We start from the raw sequence: 24,996 nt of genomic DNA on the forward strand, positions 1-24,996 counted from the left end.
GGGAACCCATTCATCGGGGTTAATGGATCACGTGAGTACCTTTCTCGACGTCGCCGTGACCGACCCGCACCGCACCGCGGTCATCGATCCCGAAGGCCGAGAGGTCACCTTCAGCACGCTCGCGGGCCGGGTGAACCAGCTGACGCACGCGCTGCGCGGACTCGGCATGGCGCCGGGCGACGGCATCACCGCCATCGTCCACAATGGAATCCCGTTCTTCGAGCTGGCACTGGCCGCTTGGCAAAGCGGGCTTTACTTCACGCCGGTCAACTACCGCTCCTCCGCCGACGAGATCGCTTACATCGTCGGCAACAGCGGCGCCAAGGTCGTCTTCGCCGAAGCCGTCATCGCCGAGACCTGCACGGCCCAGCTCGACGACCTGGGTGTGCCGCCCACGCACCGGTTCGCGATCGGTGGCGCACCAGGCTGGGAGGACTACGCCGACTTCGGCGCCGACCAGCCGACCGGCACGCCCGACGGCCTGACCATGGGCCAGAACCTGCTCTACACCTCCGGCACCACCGGCCGCCCGAAAGGCGTGCGCCGCCCGCTGCCCGGCGGCCCGCCGGTCGTGCCCGCGGTCGCGCTGGCGTCACTGGAGCTCATGAACGTCCACCCCGGCACCGGCGTCCACCTGGTCACCTGCCCGCTCTATCACGCCGCGCCCGGCGCGTTCTCGACGAACAGCCTGCACCTCGGGCACACGCTCGTCGTGATGGCGAAGTTCGACGCCGAGGCGACGCTGCGCCTGATCGAACGGCACGCCGTCACCGAAACCCACCTGGTGCCGACGATGTTCCACCGCATGCTGCAGCTGCCGGACGAGGTGCGCGGCCGTTACGACACGTCGAGCCTGCGCAGCGTCATGCACGGCGCCGCCCCGTGCCCGCGCGGGGTCAAGGAGCGCGTGATCGAGTGGTTCGGACCGGTCGTCCACGAGTACTACGGCGCGTCCGAGGGCATGGTCACCGTCGTCGACTCGAAGGAATGGCTGGCCGAGCCCGGCACCGTCGGCAAACCGCTGCCGGGGGTGACGGTCAAGGTCGTCGACGAGCACGGCCGTCCCGTGCCCGCCGGCGAGACGGGCACGCTCTACTACAGCTCCGCGCAGACGAAGTTCAGCTATCACAACGATCCCGAAAAGACCGCCGCCAACCGCGACGGTGAGTTCATCACCGTCGGCGACATCGGTTACGTCGACGCGGCAGGCCGCGTGTTCCTCTGCGACCGCCGCACCGACCTGATCCTGACCGGGGGCGTCAACGTCTACCCGGCGGAAATCGAGGGCAGATTGCTAGAGCATCCTGAGGTCGCCGACGCCGCCGTGATCGGCGAGCCCGACCCCGAATGGGGCCAGCGCGTGGTCGCCATCATCCAGCCGCGCCACGGTGTGCTGCCCGGCGACGACCTGGCCGAGCGCCTCGCCGCGCACTGCCGCGAGAAGCTCGCCGGGTACAAGACCCCGCGCCGGTTCGAGTTCCGCGACCGGCTTCCGCGCACCGAGTCCGGCAAGATGCTGCGGCGCTCGCTGCGCGCGCCGTCCTGACGCGGTGGAGCTGCGGCAGATCGAGTACTTCCTCGCGGTCGTCGACCACGGCGGGGTCACCCCGGCCGCGGCGGCGTTGCGGGTCGCGCAACCCTCGGTGTCGCAGGGCATCCGGGCGCTGGAACGTGAACTCGGCGTGCTGCTGTTCGACCGGATCGGCCGTACGCTGATGGTGACCTCGGCGGGCACCGCGTTCATCGGGCCAGCCAGGCGCCTGCTGCGCGGGGTCGCCGCCGCCGAAGGGTTCTTCACCGACGCGGGCGGGGTCCCGCGCGGGCGTCTCGACATCCACGCCTGGCCGTTCGTCACCGCGCATCCGGTGGCCGAGCTGGTCGGCGGGTTCCGGCAGCGGTTCCCCCAGGTTTCCGTGCGCATCAACGAACTTTCGGACGAACAGGCGGCCGCGTCGCTGATCCGCAAGGGACACTGCGAGCTGGTGTTCTGCTACCTGCCCGTGCTCGCGCGCGGGCTGCCGACCGTCGAACTCGGCACCCACGAGTACTGGCTCGCGTTCCCGCCGGGCACCGAGGTGCCCGCCGCCGATCCGCTGCCGCTGTCCGAACTGCCCGACATCGGCTGGGTCGGCGTGCCGAAAGGCAGCTCCCAGCGCACTCTGGTCGAACAGGCGCTGCGCACCGCGGGCGCGCGCACCCGGATGTCGTCGGTGCTGCAGAACCGCCAGGCGATCCCGGGTTTCGTGCTGTCCGGTGTCGGCGCCGGCTGGCTCGAAAGCTCGGTCGCGCGACGCCTGATCGGCCACGGCGCGGTGGTCCGCGCGGTCGATCCCCCGATCAAGCGCGCCTACGGCATGATCTACGACCCGGCCCGCCTTTCCCCTGCCGGCAAGGCCTTCGTGGACCTCGTGACGGGATAAAGCGGGCTTTACTCCCCGATGTTTAGCGGGCTTTATCCCCGGGAGTAAAGCCCGCTTTATCCCGGGTTGTCACACGAGCGCGGTGTCTCGGAGGCCGCTGAGCAGCATGCCGAAGCCGCACTCGGCCTCGTCGACCGCGCTCGGGTAGAGGTCCGCGGCGGACTGGCCGCCGAGCACGCGGGTCAGGTTGCAGCAGACCAGCGCGTACTGGACGGCGATGACCTGCGCGGCCGCGAGCTTGGCGGTGAACGCGTCGAGCACCTCGGTGAACGCGCAGGCGAGCGCCTGCTCGGTGCGCTTGCCGTGGTCGATCAGGCGCAGCTTCAACGTCGGCGAGCCCATCACCAGATGCTGGAACGCGAGGTAGCCGTCGTCGTCGTTGAGCCCGGTCGCGGGCTCCCGCTCGGCGAGGCCACGCAGGAAATTCCGCCGCAGCGCGGCCACCGGGGACTCACCGGGCTCGCGCTCGCGGACCTGGCTCGCCGGCTGTTCGAACAGGCCCTCGACCCGGTAGAGCACCAGATCTTCCTTGGTCGCGAAGTAGTTGAAGACCGTCATCTTCGACACCTCCGCCGCGACGGCGACCTCCGCGACGGAAACATGGTCGAAGCCGCGATCGACGAACAACGCGATCGCGGCTTCGGAGATCGCACGGCGCGTCTGCAGCTTCCTGCGCTCGCGCGAACCCAAAGGCTCGCTCATTTCGCTTACCCTACAGCGCTTTGAGCGGCTCCTCGACGCAGTCCGCCACGAACCGCAGGAACCCGCCCGCGGTGCCGCCGTCGCAGACGCGGTGATCGAACGCCAGCGTCAGCTCGCACACCTTCCGGACGCCCAGCTGCCCGTCGACCACCCACGGCCGGTCGATGATCCGGCCGATGCCGAGTATCGCGGCCTCGGGGTGGTTGATGATCGCCGCCGAGCCGTCGACGCCGAACACGCCGTAGTTGTTGATGGTGAACGTGCCGCCGGTGAGGTCGGCGGGCGTCAAACTCCCTTGCCTGGCAGCGTTCGTGCGCTCGGCGATCGCCTCGGACAATTCGGGCGTCGCCAGCGCGTGCGCGTCGCGCACGACCGGGACGACCAGGCCCCGGTCGGTCTGCGCGGCGAACCCGAGATGCACGTCGTCGAGCACGACGATCTCGTCGCCGTCCACGCGCGAGTTCAGCTCGGGGAACTTGCGCAGGCCGAGCACGGCGAACCGGGCGATCAGCGCGAGCAGGCTGACCGGCTTGAGCGCGGCGCGCGCCGCCATCAGGCGCGTCGCGTCGACGTCCACCCAGACGGTCGCCTCGGGGATCTCGCGGCGTGACCGCGAGAGCTTGTCGGCGACGGTCTTCCGGATGCCCTTCAACGGAATCCGGCGCTCTCCGCTCTTGACCACGACCGGCTTCGCGGTCGCTTTCTCCACAGCTTTTTCGACATCGATCCGGCGCACGATGCCGTGCGGGCCGCTGCCGTCGATCCGGGCCAGGTCGAGCCCGCGCTCCTTGGCGAGCTGCCGCACCAGCGGCGAGATCACGCCCGTTTTCGGCGCGCGTGCGGTGACTGGCGCGACGCTCACCCGAGCGCGGCGGTTGCGGCGTTTCGTCGCCGATGTCCCATATCCGATCAGGACATTGCCGCTGTCCTCTTCGGACTTGACGGACTCGCTCACGGAAATCAGGGGCGTGCCGACGGCCAGCGACTGCCCCGGCTCACCGTGCAGCGTGCTGATCACGCCGGCGAACGGCGACGGCACCTCGACCGAGGCCTTGGCCGTCTCGACCTCGACCACCGGCTGGTCGACGGTGATGGTGTCGCCGACGTTCACCAGCCAGTTCACGATCAGCGCCTCGGTCAGGCCCTCGCCGAGATCGGGCAGCAGGAAATCAGGCACCGCGCACCTCGTTTTCAAAGGGCACGTCGTCCCATTGCAGCCTGGCCATGGTGTCGAGGATCCGGTCGACGCTCGGCAGGTGGTGTTCTTCCAGTTTCGGCGCGGGGTAAGGAATGTCGAGCCCGGTGACGCGCAGGATCGGCGCGTGCAGGTGGTGGAAGCACCGCTCGGTCAGCCGCGCGGCGACCTCGGCGCCGTAGCCGCAGAAGCCCGAAGCCTCGTGCACCACGACCGCGCGCCCGGTCTTGCGCACCGACGCGGCGACGGTCTCGTCGTCGAACGGCGAGAGGCTGCGCAGGTCGACGACCTCGACGTCCCAACCCTCCTCGATCGCCGCTTCGGCGGTCTCCATGGCGGTCGTGACCATCGGCCCGTACGCGATGAGCGTGACGTCCTTGCCCGTGCGCCGGACGACCGCGCGGTCCATCGGCGTCGCGGTGCGGTCGAAGGCGACCTCGCCCTTGGCCCAGTAGCGGCGCTTCGGCTCCAGGAAGATCACCGGGTCCGGGCTGTCGATCGCGTCGCGCAGCAGGTGGTAGGCGTCGGCGGGCGTGCCCGGCGTGACGACGCGCAGGCCCGCGGTGTGCGTGTAGTAGGCCTCGGACGAGTCGCAGTGGTGCTCGACGCCGCCGATGCCGCCGCCGTAAGGGATCCGGATGACGACCGGCAGCTCGACCTTGCCCTGTGTGCGGTTGCGCATCTTGGCCAGGTGGCTGGTGATCTGCTCGAACGCGGGGTACGCGAAGGCGTCGAACTGCATCTCGACGACCGGGCGCAGGCCGTTCATCGCCATCCCGATCGCGGTGCCGACGATGCCGGATTCGGCGAGCGGGGTGTCGAACACGCGGCGCTCGCCGAAGCGCTCGCTGAGCCCATCGGTGACCCGGAAGACACCGCCGAGCGGGCCGACGTCCTCGCCGAAGACGAGCACGCGGTCGTCGGCAGCCAGCGCGTCGGCCATGGCGGCGTTCAGCGCGCCCGCCATCGACAGCTGCTGGACTTTTTCGATCGTGGTCACGCTTCTTCCCCTGCCAGCTCGGCTTCCAGCATCGCCGCCTGCTCGCGCAACGCGGCCGTGCGCTCGGCGTAGACGTGGTCGAACAACGACTGCGGCCGGACGACAGTGCTCACTACGTCAGCGTTCATTCCTTTTCGGACGGACGCGGCGAACGCCTCGGCCTCGGCCGCGACGGCCTCGCGCCGCGCGTCGTCGAGCAGCCCGCGCCCGGTCAGGTAAGCCTCCAGCCGGTCGAGCGGGTCACGCCCGAGCCAGGCGGCGACCTCGTCCGAATCGCGGTAGCGCGACGCGTCGTCGGCGTTGGTGTGCGCCTCGATCCGGTAGGTTACGGCCTCGATCAGCGTCGGCCCGCCGCCAGCGCGGGCGGTTTCGACGGCCTGGCGGACGGCCGAGTAGACGGCCGCCGGGTCGTTGCCGTCGATGAGCAGCGACGGGATGCCGTAGCCGATCCCCTTGTGCGCCAACGAGGGCGCCGCGTTCTGCTTGCTCATCGGCACGCTGATCGCGTACCCGTTGTTCTGCACCAGGAACACGGTCGGCGTCTGCCACACGCCCGCGAAGTTGAGCGCCTCGTGGGTGTCGCCCTCGCTGGTCGCGCCGTCGCCGAGCAGCACGAGCGCGACACTGTCCTCGCCCTTGTAGCGCGCGGCGTGCGCGACGCCGACGGCGTGCAGCGTGTTCGTGGCGAGCGGGGTGCACTGCGGCGCGACGCGCAGCTCGTACGGGTCGTAGCCGAGGTGCCAGCCGCCCTGCAGCAGCGTCAGCGTCTGCACCGGGTCGACGCCGCGGGTCACCAGCGCGACCGAGTCGCGGTAGGTCGGGAACAGCCAGTCCTGGGCGTCGAGCGCGACGACGGCGCCGACCTCGCAAGCCTCCTGCCCGCGCGAAGACGGGTAGACGGCGAGGCGGCCCTGCTTGGTGAGCGCGGTGGCCTGGGTGTCGAAGCGGCGCCCGACGACCATCCGGCGGTGCAGGTCGAGCAGCACCTCGTCGCCGGGCATGGTCAGCTCGGAGCCGTCGATCAGGCGGCCGTCGGCGTCCAGCAGTCCGATCGGGGTTTCGGACGGCAGGAGATGCCGCAGGGGCAGGCTGGTGAGCGTCAAGGCGACCTCCTGAAGTCGGGTGTCGCTGATGGTGACGGTTTCAGAGCCGTTTTTCTAGACATGTTGATCTGATCTGGACGTTTGATTTCATCGGGCGGCTATCATCGGCCAAATGACCAGTCCCGACGACGAAACACCGAGCCTGCCTGGACAGCTGGACGACACCGACCAGGCGATCGTCGCCCAGCTCCGCGCGGACGGCCGCATGTCCATGCGCGCCTTGGCCGAGCGCCTCCACATCTCCCGCGCGAGCGCGTACTCCCGCGTCGAGCGCCTGCACCGCGACGGCGTGATCACCGGCTACAGCGCGGTCATCGACCCGGAGCGCTGCGGCTACGGCATCTCGGCGTACGTGTACCTCAAGGTCAGCCAGCATTCCTGGAAGTCGGTCAAGCAGCACGTGCTCGAGATCCCCGAGGTCTGGCACGGCGCGCTCGTCTCCGGCGAGTACGACCTGGTGCTGCTCGTCCGCGCCCGCGACGCCCAGAGTCTCCGCCACCTCGTGCTGACCAAGCTCCAGACCGTTCCCGACGTCGTGTCCAGCCACACCGTCCTCATCCTCGACGAGCTGGCCCCCGACCGCGCCCAGCAGTAGCGTCCGGGCATGCTCACCGCCGCGGAGGTCCGCAAGCTCATCCCGATGCCCGACGCCGTCGCCGCCGTGCGCACGGCGTTCACCGACCTGGCGGCGGGCGAGTTCACCCAGCCGGCCCGCCTCTCCTTCGGCGGCGGGCGCGCGCTGGTGATGTCGGCCTATCACGCCGGATCCGGTGCGGCGGCGGTGAAAACCCTGAGCGTGGAACTGGACCGCTCACCCGCCATCCTCGGCACACTGGTCTGGAGTTCCCCCAGTGGTCAGCTGGTCGCCGACGCGATCGAGGTGACGACCATCCGCACCGGCGCGGTTTCCGGCGTCGCCACAGACCTTCTGGCCCCACCCACCGCTTCACGACTGGCCGTCCTGGGCGCCGGAGCACAAGCCGCCGATCAGGTGCGCGCGGTCGCGGCGGTCCGGCCGTTGTCCGCGGTGACCCTGCACTCGCGGAACGCTTCTCGCGTTTTGGACCTGATTTCCGTTCTGCGACAGGAGTTCCCGGCCATCGAGTTCATGGTGGCCGAGTCTGCCAACGACGCGGTGTCGGCGGCCGATGTCGTCTGCTGCGCGACTTCCGCTTCGGAGCCGGTGTTCGACGCGGCCTCGTTGCCGGACAACGTGCACGTCAACGCGATCGGCTCGTATCTGCCCTCGATGCGGGAGTTGCCCGAGGAGTTGCTCGCCTCCGCGCGCGTGGTGGTCGTCGATGAGGTGAGCGCGTGCATGGAGGAGGCCGGGGAGATCATCCACGCGGTGTCTACCGGGTCGCTCGCGCGGGATTCGTTGGTGGAGCTGGGTTCCGCGTTGAGTGCGCCGGCGTCGCCCGGTGGGCGGACGGTGTTCAAGAGCGTGGGGGTCGCCGCGCAGGACTGGGCGTTGGCCCGCTTGCTCGCCGAGCGGACGTAAGGGCTCGTGAGCGTTGCGGGCGGTTCTAACCGCCCGCAACGCTCACGACCCTTTGACTACACGATCATGCCCGTTCGGACATGGTCAGCTCCCTCGTTTGCCGATAACCTGCGAGCCGTCGAAGCGAAGGGGATCACCATGCGCATCCCAGTCCGAGCCACTCTCGCCGCCGTTGCCGCCCTGGGCGCGCTGCTCGTCCCGGCGAACGCCGAGGCCACGCCCGGGTCCGGCGTCACCGGCGTGATCCTCTCGAAGACCACCCTCGGCAAGACCGACTACATCCTGCGCGAGATCACCATCCAGCCCGGCGGCGGCACCGGCTGGCACTTCCACGACGGCACGCTCTACGCCTTCGTCAAGGCAGGCACCCTGACCCACAACGACGCCGACTGCGTCACCCAGGACGTCTACCGCACCGGCGCCACCTTCGTCGAGCCCAAGGGCTCCGACAAAGTCCACATCGGACGCAATCTCGGCAGCACTCCGATCGTGCTCGATGTGCTGTACGTCCTGCCGACCGGCAGCCCGCTCGCGGAGGACGCGCCCAACCCCGGCTGCGACTTCCAATAGCTACTGCGAGGACGGGTTCGTGAGTGTTGCCGACGGTTCTATTGGCCGGAAGGGCAAATGTGGCGAGCGAGTGGAACCTTTGCTGCGTCAGATGCAGCAAAGGTTCCACTCGCCCGCGGATGTGACGTGAGGGGTCCCCTCACGACATGACCTCGTCAGCCCGGCCGGAGCACGCCATATTGCCCTTCCCCTCAAATAACCGTCGGCAATACTCACGACCCCAGGTTCCAGCATGGGTCGTCGTGGAAGCGGATCAGCACCTCTTCGTAGCCGAGCAGCTCGGTGCCGCCGGTGTCGACGATGCCTTCCAGTCCTGGCAACAGATCCCGCAGCAACGGCCGCGCGCCCGTGCCCTCGTCGAAGCCGAGCAGGACCGCGTGGAACTGGCCGAGCAGCTGCGCGAACTGGGCCGTCTCGGTTTCCTTGTACTCGGTGAGCACGTCGCCTGAGACGTCCACGTCGAAGACGCAGTCTTCGCGTTGCAGGCGGCCGAGATCCGGCTCGTACAAGCCTACTTCGCCGAGCCTGCAGATCAGCTCGAGATGGCTCTCGAGCTCGCTGACCAGCACGACGACGGGGCGGTTGCCCGTGCGTTTCCTGGCGGGGCGGCGCTTCGGCCGCGTCAGCTCAGGCATGACCGTCTACAAGGGAATTGTTCATCGGGCACCTGCCGAACGCCGGAAGTCGGGGCGGTAGACGGCGGCCAGGCGTTCGACCACCGGGTCTGGGGCGCGGCCTGCGAACTGGGCCACCAGTGTGGTGGCCATCTGCGCCTCGCTCGCGGGGCCGGTGCCCGCGCCGACGAGCGCGCCGACCACCTGGTCGGTGTCGGGCTCGGGGACGGGCACGAGGTGGCCGCGGGTGCCGTGGAAGCACTGGGCCGTCTTGCCGTACGCGAGCGCGGTCGCCTGCACGGACTCGGCCACGGCGGAGGGGCCGACGAAGCCGATCGCGTCGACGCGGGGATGCGCGATGAGCGCGTCGACGGCCTCGCGGTCACCGTTGACGACGTTGAAGACGCCCGGCGGCAGCCCCGCGTCGAGGAACGTGGTCGCGAGGCGCAAGGCGATCGACGGGTCGCGCTCGGATGGCTTGAGCACGAACGAGTTCCCGCAGGCGATGGCGGGCGCGGCGTTCCACACCGGGACCATCACCGGGCAGCCGTCGAGTTCGTCACTGACACGCTCCAGGAAGTCCATCAGCCCCCGCAGTCGCCGGTCCGGCTGCCACAGCGCCCAGTCGTCCTGCGCCGCGACGGCCACTTCGACGGCGTAGTCGACCTCACGCTTGTCCGCCAGCGGGACACGCATGCCGGGCAGCTCGTGGAACCGCCCCGATGTCCCGAAAACCGGCTTGCCGCCGATGAAATGGAATAGTTCGTCACTCACCTGACCCACCCTGGTCGCAGGGAGGTTTTCCTCGCAGGGCAAGGAGACATTCGTGCCAGCTCCATCCTCGTGGACAACACGTCGAGCCCACGGCCGGCGATCTGGCTTCCGGTTCGGCGCGCGCGAAACCGGTCACAGTGGCGGGACCGCGCCGGATTCGCACCGGCTTCCCCGGGAATCCGTGGGCCTTCAAGTCACCCTAGGGCGGTAATTCCGCACCTGTCGAGGCCGCGAACCCGGTTTACGGGGTCACCGCGACCATCCCAGGGGACCCCTAACCTGACACACCCTCGCCGCCCAAGGCAGACTCTCGGCGTGCGCAGGCTCTATGTGATCGGTATCGGTGCTGGTGACCCCGAGCACCTGACGGTTCAGGCGATCAACCGGCTGAACGAGGTCGACGTCTTCTTCGTGCTGGACAAGGGCAAGGAGAAGGCCGACCTGGTGCGGTTGCGCCACGAGATCCTCGACCGGTACGTGACCAGGCCGTACCGGCTGGCCGAGGCGCGCGACCCCGAACGTGACCGCACACCGGCCGACTACGAGGCGGAAGTCAAGGCGTGGCACGGACGGCGCGTCGATGTCTACCAAGGGCTCATTACCGGGGAACTGCGCGAGAACGAGGTCGGCGCGTTCCTCGTGTGGGGTGATCCCGCGCTCTACGACAGCACGATCACTCTCTTGAACGCCGTACAGGAGCGGGGAATCGCGTTCGACTACACCGTGATTCCGGGCGTCAGCAGTGTTTCCGTGCTGGCGGCGCAGCACAGAACGACGTTCAACCGGATCGGCACCGCCGTGCAGATCACCACGGGACGGCGGCTCGCCGACGGCTGGCCGGACGGCGCCGCCGATGTGCTCGTCATGCTCGACGCGCACTGCACGTTCACCCGGTTCACCGGTGAGGACATGGACATCTTCTGGGGCGCCTACCTCGGCACGCCCGACGAGCTCGTCGTTTCCGGGCGGCTCGCGGACGTCGCCGAGGAGATCGTGGCCCTGCGTTCGCAAGCCCGCGAACGGAAAGGCTGGATCATGGACACCTATCTGTTGCGGCGCAACTAACCCCGCCCGTCGCCCGCCACCGCCCTCAACGGAGGCGCTACGCGCCGCTGGTCATTTCGACGGCGTTCCCGGTGACGCGGACACCGGCCCGCTCATCGACGTCGACGGTCAGCAAGCTCGGCCGTCCCATGTCTTCCCCTTGCCGCACCAGGAAACGGCCACTTTCGAGCTTGCCGATCGCCCGCAGGTAGCCACCGAACGCGGCGGCGGCCGCACCGGTCGCCGCGTCTTCGACGACCCCGCCGGGCGGGAACGGGTCGCGGGCGTGGAACACGCCGTCGGCGCCGGCCCAGACCAGGTGCACGGTGGTCCACCCGCCCCGGCTCATCACGTCGCCGAGCGCCGCGAAGTCGTAGTCGAGCTTCGCGAGCCGCTCGCGGGTGGCGGCGGCCAGCACGAAGTGGTCGTTCCCGGCGAACGCCACGTGCGGCGGGAACTCCGGGTCGAGGTCGGCGTGGTCCCAGCGGAGCGCGCCGAGCACCTCGTCGAGTTCGGTTCCGGTCGCGGGCCGCGAGCGGGCCGGGGCGCTGGTGAGCGTCGCGGTCACCCGGCCGTCCACGACGACCGTTTCGACGGCGATCTCGCCCGCGTTGGTCCGGAACCGCATCGGCCCGGCGCCGAACCGCTCGGCGAGCGCCACGGCGGTGGCGATCGTGGCGTGGCCGCAGAAGTCGACCTCGGCCAGCGGGCTGAAGTAGCGGACGCGGTCACCGTCGACGAACGCGGTCTCGGAGTAGCCGATCTCGGCGGCGATACGGAGCATCTCGTCGGCGCCGAGGTGGCCAGCGTCGAGCACGACGCCCGCGGGGTTGCCGCCCTGCGGGTCGGTGGTGAAGGCGGAGTAGCGCAGCAGTTCCATGTCTTCGATGATGGTCCCGCTTCGCCATCGAGTCCAACGATGATTGTCCATCGACTCCATCGGTAAACTCGATACCGTGGACACCCGGCTGATCTCGACCTTCACCACGCTCGCCCGCACCGGCAGCTTCACCGCGGCGGCGGCCGAGCTGCATCTCGCCCAGTCGACCGTCACCGCGCACATCCAGTCGCTGGAACGCGAACTGCGTGTCCGCCTCGTCGACCGCCTGCCGTCCGGCGCCGCACTCACCGAGGCGGGCCGCCGCACACTGGAACGAGCCCAGCTCCTGCTCGACGCCGAGGCCGCACTGCGCGCCGAAGCCGCGGCCGACGGCCCGATCGAGGGCGAGGTGACCGTCGGCGCGACCGAGTCGCTCTGTGCGTACCTCCTGCCCGGCGCGATCGCCGCGCTGCACGCGAGCCATCCGGCCGTCGACGTGCGCCTGACGCCCTCGGGCACCGCGGGCACGGTCGAGCGGCTGCGCGACGGGCGGCTTTCGGTCGGCCTGATCCTCGAACCGGCGCTGCGCGCGCCCGACCTCGTGATCGAGAAGGCGGGCTCGCTCGAAGTCGCCTTCGCCTGCGCCCCGGACCATGAGCTGACCGGCCGCAAGGCGGGCTGGGCCGAACTCGCCGGGCACCGCTGGTTCCTGCTCGAGGAGGGCTGCACGTACAGCGACGACGTCGCCCGCGAACTCGCGGCGGGCGCCAATCCGCAGATCACCCGGCTCGGCAGCGTCGAGGCCGTCCGCGCGTGCGTGGCGGCGGGCCTGGGGCTCACCCTGCTGCCGACCTTCGCGCTCGCGGACCGCGGCCTCGCCACGTTCCACGCGCCGAAGATCCGGCAGAACTCGATCTTCCTGGCCAGGCACGCCCGCCGCTCCCCCAGCCGCGCGCAGCGCGCGGTGCTCGACGAGCTGACGAAGGCGGCCGCCCTGCTGAATTGACCCCGTCGTGAGTGTTCCCGACGGTTATTGCGCGGAAGGCCAAATGTGCGTCTTGCGCTCGGCCATGGTGAGGGTCGTGTCCCGCTCCCCGCCCCGCCCCGCGGCGGTGTGGGCCTGGCTGAACCACACAAAGGCCACCCTTGTAACGCTGAGCGTGACAAGGGCCCCCTTCGTCACGTCGTCCCACCTCCCGCAACGGCCACAATGTGGCGGGCGAGTGGAACCTTTGCTGCGTCAGATGCAGCAAAGGTTCCACTCGCCCGCGGCTGGCCGGGGTCGTCGTGGGGGTCGTGAGTGGTACGGCCGGTTCTAACCGGTCTAAACACTCACGACGGATTCTGAGGTAACGAATGGATCACGCGAAAACCCGGGGAGCCGCTCTGCCAGGCCAGATCGGCTCAGCGTGACGGCGGGCGATGTTGATCACCCATTTGCCATCGATCTTCGCGTATCTGCGGCGGGGGAAACGGCGTCCTCATTCACGTGCGCCCCGCGGCGTCTGCGTGAACGGGGGTCGGGCCTGCCGAGGGGGCAGACCCGGCCCCTTTCACGACGGGAGGTAGCCGCCGGGGACGCCGCGGGCGGGCACGACGAAGTACCCGCCGCCGACGGTCAGCAGGTACGGCGCGAGCGCCTCGCCGCGCAACCTGTTCTGCGCCAAGGTGAATCCGGCGTCGAAGTCGTTCTGGAACGCCATGAAGACGACTCCGTCGTCCGCCGGGCCGCCCTGGTACAGCCAGGAACGGCGCAGCATGCGTGGCGGCGGCTCGCCCGGTGTGCGCGGATTCGCCTTGCGCACATGGGAATCCAGCGGCGTCACCGCGCCGTCGGGGTCCTCGGCGAACGACGGCTCGCCCGACGGCGGGCCGCCGTCCAGCCAGCCGCCGTCGGCTTTACGGCCGATGATCCGCTCCTGTTTCGCGCTGTCGTCGGCATTCCACTGGTCGTGCGCCAGCTGGATCACGCGCAGTGCGAGCAAACTGCCTCCGCCGGGCAGCAGGACTTTCGTGGCCTGTTCGGCGGGCGCCGGGTTGCCCTGGCCTTCGACGAAGCCGAAAGAGTTGCGCTGCAACGGCTTCCCGGCCTGCTCACCGGCGAGCTCCCGGCGCACCGAAGTCCGCCAGGCCACCTGCGCCGGCCCCACCACCGCGTCGAGCCGCCCGGCGACGGCCCGCGCCGAGTCGCCTTCGACCTGCACGAACACGTCGGCGTTCGACCGCTCCGGGCGCAGCACCTCGCCGGGGAACGCGGGCATCGGCACCAGGCCCGCCGGGCGCGGCAAACCCGCCTTGTCGAAGAACGAGGGGCCGAGACCGACCGCGACATCCTCGCCGGCCAGCACCATCGCCCGCGCCGCGCCCGGTGAGACGCCCGTGAGCAACGCGACCTCGCCGGCGGGCTTGGGCCGCCGCAACGCCACGTGCCCGCCCGGCTCGTCGGAACCGCCGGAGGAGCACGCCGTCAAGGCCAGCCCGAGTGCGCCGAGCAGCACTTGGCGCCGGGAAGTCACGGCAGTTTCTCCAGCGCCTTCTTCGCGTTCTTGCGGACCAGCGGCCGCGGATGATCCAGCAACGGCTCGACCGCGCCGCGCACACCGGGCGGTTTCAGCTTGGTGAGCGCGGTGAGCGCGTGCGCGGCCACGTCGTCGTCGGAGAGCAGCTCGACCAGCAGTCCCGGCGCACGCGGATGCCGGGACCGCCCGAGCCCGTGCACCAGCATCTGCCGCCCCTGCCCGAACCGCGGCTCGCGGACGAGCGGCTCGAGCTGGTCGAACACGGAATCGTCGTAGACCACGGACAACGCGTTGCCGATCGCCCAGCGCACGGTCAGCTCGTCCACCTCCTGGAACTGCCGGATCAACTCCGGGGCCGCGACCGGCCGCGCCTCCGGCACCGTCAACGCCCGTACCAGGCCCTCGCGGACCTTGCCGAGATCCGGCTCGGGCACCCGCTCGTCCACGTGCCGCAGCCAGTCGAGCAGCACGGGGACGGCGGCGCGGTAGCGGGCCTTGCTGTTCACCAGTCCCCAGAGGTCGCCGTCGACGCCGACGGCCTCCAGGTCCCTGCTGAGTGCGGCCGGTGTGGTCATGCCGGTCACGGTAGCGACCGGATCAAATTGATGAACCCGTTGTTCACCATGTTCTGCAGCGGCCCCGACAACTGGGTGCCCTGCCGGACGATCAGGTCGAACTGCCGTCCCGTCGCCTGCGCGAACGCGACGAAGTCCTGCAGCTGGGCGGTGTAGCTCAGCTTCGCCACGTTCTTGACCTCGGTGAGCGTGGTCGGCGACAACGCGTCCGGGACCCGGAAGTCGGCCGTGTTGTTCAAGGACGGGATCCGCACCTTGTCGGCCGGGTTGATCCCGGCCAGGCTCTCGCCCTCCGCGCCGACCGCCCTGACGCGCGCCATCTTGTCCGCCATGCTCTCGGCGCGTGCCAGCGTGCCCGCCCTGCTGAGCCAGCCGCCGAGCGCGCCGAGCGCGCACCCGCTCGCCGCGGAGACGCCGACGCTGCCCCAGCTGACCTTGCGGCCGGACAGCCGCTGGCTGACGTAGTCGAGCCCGCCACCGACCGCGCCGCCGACGAGACAGCCCACGACCATCGGGTTGTTGCCGGACGGGTCGGTGAGGTTGGTCGGCGAGTTCGCCGCGTACCCGTAGACGTTCGCGCCGCCGGTGATGCCGATCGAGTCCTCGGAGATGAACCGCTGCTGATCGGGGCTGTAGTACCGGCTCCGGTAGTTGAGCAGTCCAGTGCCGTCGTCCTGCCTGCCGGTGAACGACAGGTCCGAGCCGCGGCGGTCGCCGTCGGCGGACGGCGTGCCGAACGGGCTGTAGGCCTGGTTCGCCGCGAACGTCCCGTCCGGCCTGCCGAGCTCGACCGGCGAGCCGAGCGCGTCGGTCAGCGTGGTGTCGGTGACGCCCGCCTTGGTCCGCGCGAACCACTGGTCGACGCCACCGCTGAGCAGCGACGCGGAAACCGCGCCGGCGCCGTCGAGTTCCGCGCCCACATTCGGGCCGTCGTAAAGGAACTTCGTGGTGACACCGCCGACGGTGCGGCTGGACCGGTTGCCCGCCGCGTCGTAGGTGTACGACCCGGCCAGTCCCGCCTTGCTCGTGCCGGTGAGCTGGCCGCGCGCGTTCCAGGTGTAGGTCGTGGTGCCGTCGGTGAGCAGATGCCCCTCGGCGTCGTACGTCGTGCCCGGCGTGGTGAGCCGGTTCGCGTCGTTGTAGGTCAGCCCGGCCCGCGCGGCGGGCAGCGTGACGTCGGCGAGGCTGCCGGTCACCGAGGTCCGCTGGCCCGCGGCGTCGTAGGCGTAGCCGATCGACCCCTTGGTCGTGCCGCCGTGCGCGTAGGTGATCCCGGTGAGCTGGCCCGCCGCGTCGTAGGCCGAGGTCTGGGTCCACCCGCCCGGCAGGTTCAGCACGGTCGGGCGGCCCGCCGCGTCCCTGGTGATCGTGACCGCGTCGGCGCCCCGGCTCACCCCGCTCGGCCTGCCGGCCGCGTCGTAGGTGTACGACGTCGCGGGCAGGCCCGGCAGTGCGCTGGAGGTCTGGCGACCGAGCACGTCGTAGCCGTAGCCGACCGTCCCGTTCGGGCTCGTCACCGACGCCGTCCGGTCCCGCGCGTCGTAGGTGTACGACGTCGTGCCGCCCGCGGTGTCGGTGATCGAAGCGGGCCGGTCGACGGCGTCGTAGGCGTAGGTCAGCTCGGACTGCGCGGTCGCGCCGGTCACCCCGAACCTGGCCTTGGTGAGCCGGTTCAGCGCGTCGTAGTCACCCGTCGCCCGGACACCCGCCCTGTCGACGGTCGCGGTGACGCGCCCGGCGTTGTCGTAGGTGATGGTGCTGGTCTTGCCGAGCGGGTCGGTCCGCGAGATCGGCCGGTCCGCGTCGTCGAAGCCCCAGCGCGTGGTCTTGCCGCGCGCGTCGGTGAACGAGGTGAGGTTGCCGCCAGCGTCGTAGCCGAACGTGCTCGACCGGCCGAGCGGATCGGTCACCTTGACCGGCTGGTCCTGGACGTCGTAGCCGGTCAGCGTGGTCGCGCCTGCCGGGTTCGTCGCCGAGACCGGCCTGCCCGCCGCGTCGGCGAACATCTTCGACACCCGGCCGAGCGGGTCCTTGACCGAGGTCGGCGCGCCCGCGGCGTAGGTGAACGTGGTGACCGCGCCGTCCGCCGCGGTGACCTTGGCGAGCTGACCGTCCACTGTGTACGCCAGGGTGCTCACGCGGCCGAGCGGATCGGTCGCGGTGAGCAGGTTTCCCTTGGCGTCGTAGGTGTAGCTCGTGGTCTTGCCCGCCGCGTCCTTGATCGCGACCGGCAGGTCGAACGGCCCGTACACGGTCTTGCCGAGGGTGACCTGGTCGGCGGTCCCGGTCAGCTCGACCGTGCTGGTCGGCCGGTTCTCCGTGTCGTACTCGTAGGTCGTGCGGCGGCCGTACGGGTCGACGACCGCGTCGATCCGGTTGTCCCGGCCGCGGGTGTACGACGTCGTGCGGGCGAGCGAGGTGCCGAACGCCTGCGTGTCCGTGGCGACGATGTGGTTCGCGTCGAACACGACCCTGCGCACCGACCCGTTCGGCTGAGTCACCCTGGTCTCGGTGATCTGGCCGTTCGCGTCGAGCATGTACGCGAAGGTGTACGTCCCGCCGCCTGCCAGTGCCTGGGTGGCCACGCGGCCGTTCAGGTCGTAGGTGACGGTGAGATAGGCGATCCCGCGCGCGTCGGTGAGTTTGGTGACGCGGTTCGCCGTGTCGTAGGTGTACGTGCTCGTCTTGCCCGCGACGTCGACGACCGTGGCGAGCCTGCCCTCGGCGTCGTAGGTGTACGAGGTGGAGCGCCCGATGTTGTCCTTCGCCTTGGTGACCCGGTTCGCGCCGTCGTACTCGAACGCGATCCACCGGCCGTTGGGCGAGGTGATCTGCGAGACCTCGCCGTTGTTGCCGCCGATCCTGGTGAAGGTGACCTGGTTGCCGTTGCGGTCCTGGATCGCCCTGACCCGCGAGTACCACGGGAAGAAGTACGCCGAGCCGTCGCGCAGCCGGAGCACCCAGTCACCGTCGACCTGCGTGATGGTCGACCCGCCGTACCGGCCTGCCGTGCCGGTCGCGGCGAACACCGCGTCGCTGAAGCCGGTGCCGGGTGAGGTGCGGACGTAGTGCACCTTGCCGCCGGTCGGCAGGTTGAGGTCGACCTCCTGGTACTGCAGTTCCGAGGTGAGGAACATGTTGTAGTCGGCGCTCTGGTTGAGCCCGAACTCACGCGCGTGCCCGTCGCCCTGCCAGTAGGTGCGGGTCAGCGAGATCGGCAGCGTGTCCTTGAGCCCGAGGTCGGTGTGCGTGTCGGTGAGCAGCCCGGTCGACAGGTCCACCGGGTCGCCGGAGATCTTGTCGATGAGGTCTTCGAGCCAGTTCTTGTTGTGCTTCGGGTTGCCCGGGGTGTTGAACATCGAGCCGTCGAGCGTCCACAGCTTGGTCTTCTCGTCGGGCACGACCTGCTTGGCGTCGGCGCTGACCTTGCCGTGGCCGTAGACGTACCAGCCCTTGTCCTGCGGGTCGTAGTTCCAGAAGTCCACAAAGGACCCGGCGGGCAGCTTGGTGTAGTTCGGGTACACCACGCGCGCGCCCTGCGGGAAGATGGTCGCCCCGCCCGGCTGCACGGTGAAGTACACCGGCACGATCCCGTTGCGAGGCAAGGGATACGGCGGCCGGTCGAGCGGGATGGCGGTGATGCCGAGCTCGCGCACCACGTTGCCGTCGAGGTCACGCACGACCGAGCCCGCCGGCAGGCGCACCTCGAGTCCCGGGATCTCCGGCGTGGTCAGCACGACCTCGCTGCCGGTGGGCGACGAGATCGGCTGGACGTGCCGCATGTCCAGCCGTGGCAACCAGACCGTCGCTTCGAGCGGGGTGGTGACGCCCGCGGCGACCTTCGCGTGGATGCGGAAGGTGCCGTACCGCGCGGGCGCGGTCTGCGCCGCGTAGCCGTCGACGATGATCGTGGTGGTGTTGGCCGGCACTCCGGTCAGCAGGAACCGGCCCTGCGGGTCCGTGCTCGTCTTGCGGTCGCCGGCGCGCACGGGGATGCCGGGCAGCGGGCGGCCGTCGAGGTCACGGACATGGCCGCTGATCGCGGTGATCCCGTTGTCCGCCTTCAGGTCCTCGATCTTCGCCGGGTCGGGCCGCCTGGTCAGCCAGTCGGCGCCCCGCAGGTTCCCGGTGTCGGGCGCCCACTGCGAAGCCGTCCGCGCGTCGGGCGGCGGCACGGGCCGCACCTCGTGCTTGACCTTCGGCGGGACGTCCGGGTCGTTCTTCTCGACGGCCGCGCGCCGCGGTGGCGCTTCGACGGCCTTGGGCGTGGTCGCGATGGTCGCGCTGAAGGTGATCGAACCGGTCAGCGCCGCGTCGGGGTTGACCTTGAGCTTGTAGGCGCCGGTCTGCGGGAGCGTGACGTCGAGCGTGCTGTCGCCGTACTGCGTGCCGCCGACCTGCGAGCCGTCCGGCGCGGCCAGCGTCCAGGTGAGACCACAGCAGCCGAACACCGGGGACGTGGCGCTGGACTGGACGATCAGGTGCTGGCCGCTGGTTCCGGCGAAGCCGGTGAACGCGCCCTGGCCGGGGTTGGTGACGGTCACCGTCTTGGCCGCGCCGGTGAGCGGCAGCGCGCCGGCGTCGAGGTCGGCCGGGACGTTCCACGCGGTCAGCGTGACCGAGCCGGTCAACGTGTGCGCCGGGTTGACGACGATCTTGTAGTTCCCGTTCTGCGGCAACGCGATCGTGTCCAGTGTGGAGTTGCCGTACTGGGTGCCGCCGACCTGCGAGCCGTCGGGCGCGACCAGCGTCCAGGTCAGGTCACAGCAGCCGAACACCGCGCTCGCGTTGGTCGACTGGACGAGCACGCGCTGACCGGTCGTGCCCGCGAAGGTGGTGAACGCGTTCTGCCCGGGATTGGTGACGGTCACGGTCTTCGCGGTTCCGTTGAGCGGCTGCGCGCCCGCGTCGAGATCGGCCGGGACGTTCCACGCGGTCAGCGTCACCGAGCCGGTCAGCGCGTACGCCGGGTTGACGACGATCTTGTAGTTCCCGTTCTGTGGCAACGCGATCGATTCCAGGATCGAGTCGCCGTACTGCGTCCCGCCGACCTGCGTGCCATCCGGCGCGACCAACGTCCACGTCAAGTCACAGCACCCGAAGACCGCGCTGGTGTTGGTCGACTGGACGAGGACCCGCTGACCGGTCGTGCCCGCGAACGTCGTGTACGCGTTCTGCCCGGGATTGGCGATCGTGACCGTCTTCGCGGTCCCGTTGAGCGGCTGCGCGCCCGCGTTGAGGTCGGCGGGCACGCTCCAGGCGGCCAGCGTCATCGAGCCGGTCAACGCGTACGCCGGGTTGACGACGACGCGGTAATTCCCGTTCTGGGGCAACGCGATCGTGTCGATCGTGCTGTTGCCGTACTGCGTGCCACCGACCTGCGTGCCGTCGGGCGCGACCAGCGTCCACGTCAGATCGCAGCAGCCGAAGACCGCGCTGGTGTTGGTCGACTGGAGAAGCACCCGCTGACCGGTCGTGCCCGCGAACGTCGTGTACGCGTTCTGCCCGGGATTGGCGATCGTGATGGTCTTGGCGGTGCCGTTGAGCGCTTGCGTGCCCGCGTCGAGATCGGCGGGCACGCTCCACGCGGTCAGCGTCACCGAGCCGAGCAGGCCGTACGCGGGGTCGACGGTGATCCGGTAGGTGCCCGCGGCGGGCAGGGTGACCGTGTCGAGCGTGCTGTTGCCGTACTGGGCCGCGCCGATCCGCGTGCCGTCGGGGCCGGTGAGCGCCCAGGTCAGGTCGCAGCAGCCGAAGGCAGGCGACGCGGCGCTGGACCGGATCAGCACCCGCTGGCCCAGGCCGCCGGTGAACGTGGTGTAGGCGTTCTGGCCCGGGTTGGCGATCGTGACGGTCTTCGCGGTCCCGTTGAGCGGCTGCGTGCCCGCGGCGAGGTCGGCGGCGACCTTGTGCAGGGTCACGTTGATCGTGCCCGCCGTGTCGGCGGTGTTGTGCAGCACCAGCACCCGGGTGCCCGCGCCGGAGACCGGCGTGGTCTCGACCCAGCCTGCGGAGCCGACGCAGCCCGCGGTGGCCGCCTGGCGGTTGTGCTCGTCGAAGATCTTCGCGTCGAGCCCGCAGTCGCCGAACGTGCCGCCGTCGAGCGTCGCGGCGAAGCGGTCACCGTCGGCGGCGTCGAAGTACCGGATCGCGTACTTGCCCGCGGCGATCGGGACGGCCAGCCTGGTGCCCGCGGTGATCGCGCCGCTGGTGTCGATCGCGCCTGCCGGTACCTCGGCGGGCGGCACGATCAGCGCGTTCGCGGCCGTCGAGACACCTCCCGGCGTGCTCAGTTCGAGCTTCCCGGTCCCCGCGCCGGGCGGCACGGTGACCGTCAGCGTGCCGGGACCCTGCCCGGTCACCGCGGCGATGATCCCGTTGAGCCGCACGACGTTGCTGGCGAACTGCGGGTCCGGATTGGTGACGGTGAGCGTCACCGGACTGCCCGGCGCCGCCGTCTTCGGGGCGAACTCGGTGATCTCCGGCCTGTCGCCGCGGACGACCGTGATCCCGTCCAGCGTGCCGGTCCCCGCGGGCGTGGTGACCTGCAGCTGGCCGCCCAAGGTCCCGTCCGGCACCGTCACCACGATCCGGTCGGGCGTGACCGAGGTGACCGGGACCCCGAGCCTGCCGATCCGCACGGTCGTCCCGGTCGCGGCGAACCCCTTGCCGGCGATCGTGATGCTGTCCCCCGGCCGCACGACACTCGGCACGGCGGCCAGCACGGCCACGGCGGGTGTCCCCAGCCGGTCGACCGAGGTCACGTTCCCGGCGGCGTCGTAGACGTACCGCGCGACCTCTCCCCCGGCCCCGACCACGCCGGCCAGGCGGCCCGCGGCGTCGTAGGCGTAGGACGCGGGTCCCGCCTGCACCGCCGCCGGAAGCTGCTTCTGGACCGGGGTGGTGGGTGGTGTTTGCTGGGCGGTCGCGGAGGGTAGCCCCGGCAGCGCCACCGTGGCCACCAGCATCGCGACGAGGGCCGCGTTCATTCCACCGGACAAGCGTCTTCTGAGGCTCACGTGGTCTCCCAGCCAAGGGGGCGATCCTGCGCGCCCTGTATCGGCCGGACTTCCAGCCATGTAACAAAAAAACGTGAAGTTCTGACATTCGGCCCAGCCTTGGCGGTTTAATTCACTACGCCGCTCGGACCTGGCGCACCCGGCTGGTAACCACAGGTTCAGCTCCGCCACATAGTGGAATCCGGGCCCTTGACTGCGTCTCTAGGGGATTATCAGACGTATGTAGTAGTGACTAAGGTCCTCTGATCAACCGAGGTTGACCTCGCCCCAAAGCCAGAGCGGAGGATCCCCGCGTGACCCACCGCAACCAGATCCGCCTCGCGCACTACAAGGACGTCGGCACGCTGGTCGAGGCACGGGGCGACCGCGTGTTCGTCAACGACCGCCTGGACCGGCAGGCGCTTGGCTTAGGGTGGCTGCTGACCACCTGGTCCGGCGAGGTCCTGCTCGGGTCGATGTACGTCTGGCTCGAAGACGCCGAGGAAGCGGAACTGCGGGAGAAGCTGCCGGGGTGCCGCTGTTCACCCGGATCGAGGTGTCCGAGGACTATCGAAGCCGCGGCATCGGCACCGAGCTGATCAGCGCGGGCGAGGATCTGCTGCGTGCGGCCGGGTATGAGCAGGTGGCGCTCGCGGTCGAGATCACCAACGACCGTGCGGAACTGCTCTACAAGCGCCTCTACTTCAACGAATGGAGCCACGGCCCGATCACCTGCGGGGGCGTCGAGGTGCTCGAGGACGGCCGTCGCAAGTCCTACGACGAAGCCTGTCGGATCATGGTCAAAAGGCTCGACGGCTGACCGGCACGTACTCGCCGCGGTGCTGCAGGCCCAGCTCGGCCAGCACCTTCGCGGGATGGAGCCCGGTGGGCGCCTGCGCGAGATGCCTCCGCCACCTGCGGCGGTCCAGTGACAAGGCCGCCAGGTAGTCCAGGCAGAGCTCGGCGGTGACCAGCAGGCTGCGGCTGTGCGCCGCCTTGAGCGCGGCGAGAATCCGTTCCCGCTCGGCCGACGGCCCGGCCATCGACTCGACCCTGGTGACGATCTCCCTGATGAAGGTGCGGCGCCTGGTCAGGAACGCGCGCCAGTACCGCAGATCCGTCTCGAGCGGCCGATGGTCGTCGAGGCGCGCGAAAACACCTTCCGCGAGCGCGTCGCCGAATTCCTCCGAGCGCGCCCGTTCGGTGTCGAGAAATGGATCGTAGGGCCCTTGCACCGCGGTGCCGGCGACCCCGGACGGGCGTAATCCGTGATCGTCGAGCAGGAAGAACCAATCCTCGTTGTAGATGTCGGGGAAGAATGATTCGAACGATTCCGCGGAGATCGCGAGCGCGCCGCCGCCGATGAACATTTCCTGCGATCCGCCCGAGTAGCGGTTCGCGTGGCAGACGACCGAGTTGTCGGGGAAACCCGTGATCGAAAGGCCCACGTTGGCGTAACGGTCGAGCAACCGAACGGCGTCCGTGAGATCGGCCATCCGGGGGATGAAGATGTCGTCGTCGAGGAACACGACCCGTTGCCAGCCCAGCGAACACGCCAGCAGCAGGCCGAGATTGCGCTTGAGGCCGGTGTCCGTCCGCCTGGCGAAGCGGGTTTCGCGCAGCAGCCGCGTGGTGTGGAACTCGGGCAGCAACCCGTCCGGCAGCACCTCGACGTCGACGGAGATCAGCTCGACGCCCGCGGCCTCCGCGAGCTCGGCGGTGCGCGCGGCGGAAGCGCGCTTGCTGCAGAGTACGACGAGGGTGCAGTTCAGCCGGGTGACCGCGGCGACCGCAGTATGCATCTGCTCGGGAAAACGCGCGGTGGGAACGATGATCGCGTCGACCTTGGCGGCGCCGGTCGGCGCGGCGCCTCGGCGGTTCAGGAGCGGGAGGTGGGATCCTTGGTGGTGGGAGGCGGACGCGAAGCCCGTTTTTCCCGGCGTGACCAAGGTCTGATTCACAACGGCTCCTCCGACCACTCGTGCAGGCGCGTATGGGGATCATTCCAATCCGGCGCGATGGCTTGGCCGTCCACGACGGCCACCCTGGTGAGGATGCTGATCTCCTCCCGGTCCACGAAGCGCTGCTCGATGTAGGCGTCATTCCGCGGACCGAGCACCGCGTCAGTCAGTGCGCGGACGACACCGAGCGTTCCCCGACCGTACATTCCGTTGCAGATGGTGACCGTGAGGTCGTCATTGAGCGGGTTCGGACCGTGATAGAAGTGTGCCACGTCCTCGACCAGCAGCGGCGGGACCTTTTTCTTGCCGACCGAAGAATCACTGTCCCTCTTTCTTTCTTTCAGCTGCGCGGAGAAAGTCTTGTCATCGCCGAGTTCGGCGACCTTGAAATGCGCGCCGTGCAAGTCATTTATTCGCGACTCCTGACTGATCGGCAGCTTCAGCTTGGCCATCAGAAAGCCGGTGAATTCGTTCCAGTCGACACCACCCAGCGAGATCAGATGCGTTTTACGATAGTCAGCCGCATCCACCTCGGGCTGCAGCCGATGCCGCACCTCAACGCCAGGGTTGAGCACACGGACGTGCGCGTACAACTCCATCAGCGAGTCCGCGTCCGCATAGGTGTACAGCCGCACGTAGTCGGGCTCATCCGGGTCCGCGTAAGGGGACTTCTGAAGAAATCTCGAAGGCAGGGGCGCGCAGACGATGGTGACCGGCACCCCATCGTCGAACCGCAGCAACCGTCGCCCGCTCACGGCGAGTTCATCCGGGTCACTCAGCGCCCGGTCCCTCAGCCCACCGAGTTCGGCCAGCAGATCGTCACGGGCGACCCTTTCCGCCTCGGTCAGCCTCCCCAAGTCGAGCAGACGGCACACCTCACCCTCAACCGAACGCTCGGTGGCGAAAAAGGTCGCGTACGCCTCAAGACGGTGCACCGGCGGCAGCTTGGGGCTGGCCGAACTCTCCCACGACGAGATCGACGTTTCCCCCACCGGCCTGCGCATCGACAGCGCCTCGGCGAGTTGCTTCTGCGTGATGGCCCGCGCGGGCCAGCGCCGCTCTCGCAACTCCTTCAGGCGGCGCGCCAGCACGAATCGCGGCTCCCTGGGCAGTCCCACCAGACTCGCCTCCTTCACTAAACTTCAGTTTAGCTGACCGAAGTCTACGCCCTGGCCACCATCGAGATACGAAGACGCACGC

21 protein-coding genes and 1 riboswitch are annotated in these 24,996 nt (G+C 69.6%); of the genes, 9 read left to right on the top strand and 12 right to left on the bottom strand.

Annotated elements, in window-relative coordinates:
- The first annotated feature begins 31 nt into the window (after positions 1-31).
- Positions 32-1,546 (top strand): AMP-binding protein, encoded by a 1,515-nt coding sequence (locus tag AB5J62_RS29695; protein ID WP_370943253.1) that lies wholly within the window; start codon positions 32-34, stop codon positions 1,544-1,546.
- A 4-nt stretch (positions 1,547-1,550) separates the two neighbouring features.
- Entirely contained in the window at positions 1,551-2,420 is an 870-nt protein-coding gene (locus AB5J62_RS29700) for a LysR family transcriptional regulator (protein WP_370943254.1), read from the top strand.
- 69 nt (positions 2,421-2,489) lie between these two features.
- Here the strand turns inward: AB5J62_RS29700 and AB5J62_RS29705 are convergent, their stop codons facing one another.
- From AB5J62_RS29705 to pdhA, 4 genes are read right to left on the bottom strand one after another with little or no spacing between them, the layout of a single operon-like run.
- A complete protein-coding gene (locus tag AB5J62_RS29705; RefSeq protein ID WP_370943255.1) occupies positions 2,490-3,122 on the bottom strand; it encodes a TetR/AcrR family transcriptional regulator in 633 nt (210 codons plus the stop codon).
- 10 nt (positions 3,123-3,132) lie between these two features.
- A complete protein-coding gene (locus tag AB5J62_RS29710) occupies positions 3,133-4,299 on the bottom strand; it encodes a dihydrolipoamide acetyltransferase family protein (RefSeq protein ID WP_370943256.1) in 1,167 nt (388 codons plus the stop codon).
- Positions 4,292-5,284, bottom strand: coding sequence for an alpha-ketoacid dehydrogenase subunit beta (locus AB5J62_RS29715; RefSeq protein WP_370950379.1), 993 nt, complete (start codon positions 5,282-5,284; stop codon positions 4,292-4,294). The genes AB5J62_RS29710 and AB5J62_RS29715 overlap by 8 nt, the downstream gene beginning before the upstream one ends.
- 29 nt (positions 5,285-5,313) lie before the next feature.
- Positions 5,314-6,420: a pyruvate dehydrogenase (acetyl-transferring) E1 component subunit alpha gene (pdhA, locus tag AB5J62_RS29720; protein ID WP_370943258.1), complete on the bottom strand. Its 1,107-nt coding sequence runs from the start codon at positions 6,418-6,420 to the stop codon at positions 5,314-5,316.
- Between the two features lie 112 nt (positions 6,421-6,532).
- Here pdhA and AB5J62_RS29725 point away from each other — a divergent pair, with 112 nt between their 5' ends.
- The 3 genes from AB5J62_RS29725 to AB5J62_RS29735 all read left to right on the top strand — a co-directional run bounded on the left by AB5J62_RS29725 (position 6,533) and on the right by AB5J62_RS29735 (position 8,491).
- Entirely contained in the window at positions 6,533-7,015 is a 483-nt protein-coding gene (locus AB5J62_RS29725) for an Lrp/AsnC family transcriptional regulator (protein ID WP_370943259.1), read from the top strand.
- 9 nt (positions 7,016-7,024) lie between these two features.
- Positions 7,025-7,921, top strand: a complete 897-nt coding sequence (locus AB5J62_RS29730) for an ornithine cyclodeaminase family protein (RefSeq protein ID WP_370943260.1) — start codon at positions 7,025-7,027, stop codon at positions 7,919-7,921.
- A 138-nt stretch (positions 7,922-8,059) separates the two neighbouring features.
- The gene (locus AB5J62_RS29735; protein ID WP_370943261.1) at positions 8,060-8,491 is read left to right on the top strand and encodes a cupin domain-containing protein; all 432 of its coding nucleotides are present in this window, start codon (positions 8,060-8,062) and stop codon (positions 8,489-8,491) included.
- A 212-nt stretch (positions 8,492-8,703) separates the two neighbouring features.
- On the opposite strand, the gene AB5J62_RS29740 is transcribed toward AB5J62_RS29735, so the two are convergent.
- Positions 8,704-9,126 (bottom strand): hypothetical protein, encoded by a 423-nt coding sequence (locus tag AB5J62_RS29740; protein ID WP_370943262.1) that lies wholly within the window; start codon positions 9,124-9,126, stop codon positions 8,704-8,706.
- 21 nt (positions 9,127-9,147) lie between these two features.
- Positions 9,148-9,879, bottom strand: coding sequence for an aldehyde dehydrogenase family protein (locus tag AB5J62_RS29745; protein WP_370943263.1), 732 nt, complete (start codon positions 9,877-9,879; stop codon positions 9,148-9,150).
- 73 nt (positions 9,880-9,952) lie between these two features.
- Positions 9,953-10,096, bottom strand: a riboswitch (cobalamin riboswitch).
- 98 nt (positions 10,097-10,194) lie between these two features.
- On the opposite strand from AB5J62_RS29745, the gene cobF reads away from it, so the two are divergent.
- Positions 10,195-10,944 (top strand): precorrin-6A synthase (deacetylating), encoded by a 750-nt coding sequence (cobF, locus tag AB5J62_RS29750; RefSeq protein WP_370943264.1) that lies wholly within the window; start codon positions 10,195-10,197, stop codon positions 10,942-10,944.
- Between the two features lie 37 nt (positions 10,945-10,981).
- Here the strand turns inward: cobF and AB5J62_RS29755 are convergent, their stop codons facing one another.
- Positions 10,982-11,803, bottom strand: a complete 822-nt coding sequence (locus AB5J62_RS29755) for a PhzF family phenazine biosynthesis protein (RefSeq protein ID WP_370943265.1) — start codon at positions 11,801-11,803, stop codon at positions 10,982-10,984.
- Positions 11,804-11,879: 76 nt separating this feature from the next.
- Here AB5J62_RS29755 and AB5J62_RS29760 point away from each other — a divergent pair, with 76 nt between their 5' ends.
- The gene (locus AB5J62_RS29760; protein ID WP_370943266.1) at positions 11,880-12,749 is read left to right on the top strand and encodes a LysR family transcriptional regulator; all 870 of its coding nucleotides are present in this window, start codon (positions 11,880-11,882) and stop codon (positions 12,747-12,749) included.
- 547 nt (positions 12,750-13,296) lie between these two features.
- Here AB5J62_RS29760 and AB5J62_RS29765 read toward each other — a convergent pair.
- From AB5J62_RS29765 to AB5J62_RS29775, 3 genes are read right to left on the bottom strand one after another with little or no spacing between them, the layout of a single operon-like run.
- Positions 13,297-14,259: a Dyp-type peroxidase gene (locus AB5J62_RS29765; RefSeq protein WP_370943267.1), complete on the bottom strand. Its 963-nt coding sequence runs from the start codon at positions 14,257-14,259 to the stop codon at positions 13,297-13,299.
- On the bottom strand, positions 14,256-14,837 hold the full coding sequence (locus AB5J62_RS29770) for a HEAT repeat domain-containing protein (protein ID WP_370943268.1): 582 nt from the start codon (positions 14,835-14,837) through the stop codon (positions 14,256-14,258). Before AB5J62_RS29770 ends, AB5J62_RS29765 begins: the two co-directional genes overlap by 4 nt.
- A 5-nt stretch (positions 14,838-14,842) precedes the next feature.
- A complete protein-coding gene (locus AB5J62_RS29775; RefSeq protein WP_370943269.1) occupies positions 14,843-21,856 on the bottom strand; it encodes an RHS repeat-associated core domain-containing protein in 7,014 nt (2,337 codons plus the stop codon).
- Between the two features lie 293 nt (positions 21,857-22,149).
- Between AB5J62_RS29775 and AB5J62_RS29780 the strand changes: the two genes are divergently transcribed.
- Positions 22,150-22,434 (top strand): hypothetical protein, encoded by a 285-nt coding sequence (locus tag AB5J62_RS29780; RefSeq protein WP_370943270.1) that lies wholly within the window; start codon positions 22,150-22,152, stop codon positions 22,432-22,434.
- Positions 22,368-22,655: a GNAT family N-acetyltransferase gene (locus AB5J62_RS29785; RefSeq protein WP_370943271.1), complete on the top strand. Its 288-nt coding sequence runs from the start codon at positions 22,368-22,370 to the stop codon at positions 22,653-22,655. Before AB5J62_RS29780 ends, AB5J62_RS29785 begins: the two co-directional genes overlap by 67 nt.
- Here AB5J62_RS29785 and AB5J62_RS29790 read toward each other — a convergent pair.
- Both AB5J62_RS29790 and AB5J62_RS29795 read right to left on the bottom strand, forming a co-directional pair.
- Positions 22,636-23,796, bottom strand: a complete 1,161-nt coding sequence (locus AB5J62_RS29790; RefSeq protein WP_370943272.1) for a hypothetical protein — start codon at positions 23,794-23,796, stop codon at positions 22,636-22,638. The two genes, AB5J62_RS29785 and AB5J62_RS29790, sit on opposite strands and share 20 nt — an antisense overlap.
- On the bottom strand, positions 23,793-24,932 hold the full coding sequence (locus tag AB5J62_RS29795) for an XRE family transcriptional regulator (RefSeq protein WP_370943273.1): 1,140 nt from the start codon (positions 24,930-24,932) through the stop codon (positions 23,793-23,795). Before AB5J62_RS29795 ends, AB5J62_RS29790 begins: the two co-directional genes overlap by 4 nt.
- Between the last annotated feature and the right edge of the window lie 64 nt (positions 24,933-24,996).

The sequence above is a fragment of the Amycolatopsis sp. cg5 genome, from assembly GCF_041346955.1.
Lineage (GTDB): Bacteria > Actinomycetota > Actinomycetes > Mycobacteriales > Pseudonocardiaceae > Amycolatopsis.

Coding starts and splice junctions, on each gene's coding strand:
- AB5J62_RS29705 (WP_370943255.1), bottom strand. CDS start 3,122: ATGAGCGAGCCTTTGGGTTCGCGCGAGCGCAGGAAGCTGCAGACGCGC.
- AB5J62_RS29715 (WP_370950379.1), bottom strand. CDS start 5,284: ATGGCGGGCGCGCTGAACGCCGCCATGGCCGACGCGCTGGCTGCCGAC.
- AB5J62_RS29725 (WP_370943259.1), top strand. CDS start 6,533: ATGACCAGTCCCGACGACGAAACACCGAGCCTGCCTGGACAGCTGGAC.
- AB5J62_RS29730 (WP_370943260.1), top strand. CDS start 7,025: ATGCTCACCGCCGCGGAGGTCCGCAAGCTCATCCCGATGCCCGACGCC.
- AB5J62_RS29735 (WP_370943261.1), top strand. CDS start 8,060: ATGCGCATCCCAGTCCGAGCCACTCTCGCCGCCGTTGCCGCCCTGGGC.
- AB5J62_RS29740 (WP_370943262.1), bottom strand. CDS start 9,126: ATGCCTGAGCTGACGCGGCCGAAGCGCCGCCCCGCCAGGAAACGCACG.
- AB5J62_RS29755 (WP_370943265.1), bottom strand. CDS start 11,803: ATGGAACTGCTGCGCTACTCCGCCTTCACCACCGACCCGCAGGGCGGC.
- AB5J62_RS29770 (WP_370943268.1), bottom strand. CDS start 14,837: ATGACCACACCGGCCGCACTCAGCAGGGACCTGGAGGCCGTCGGCGTC.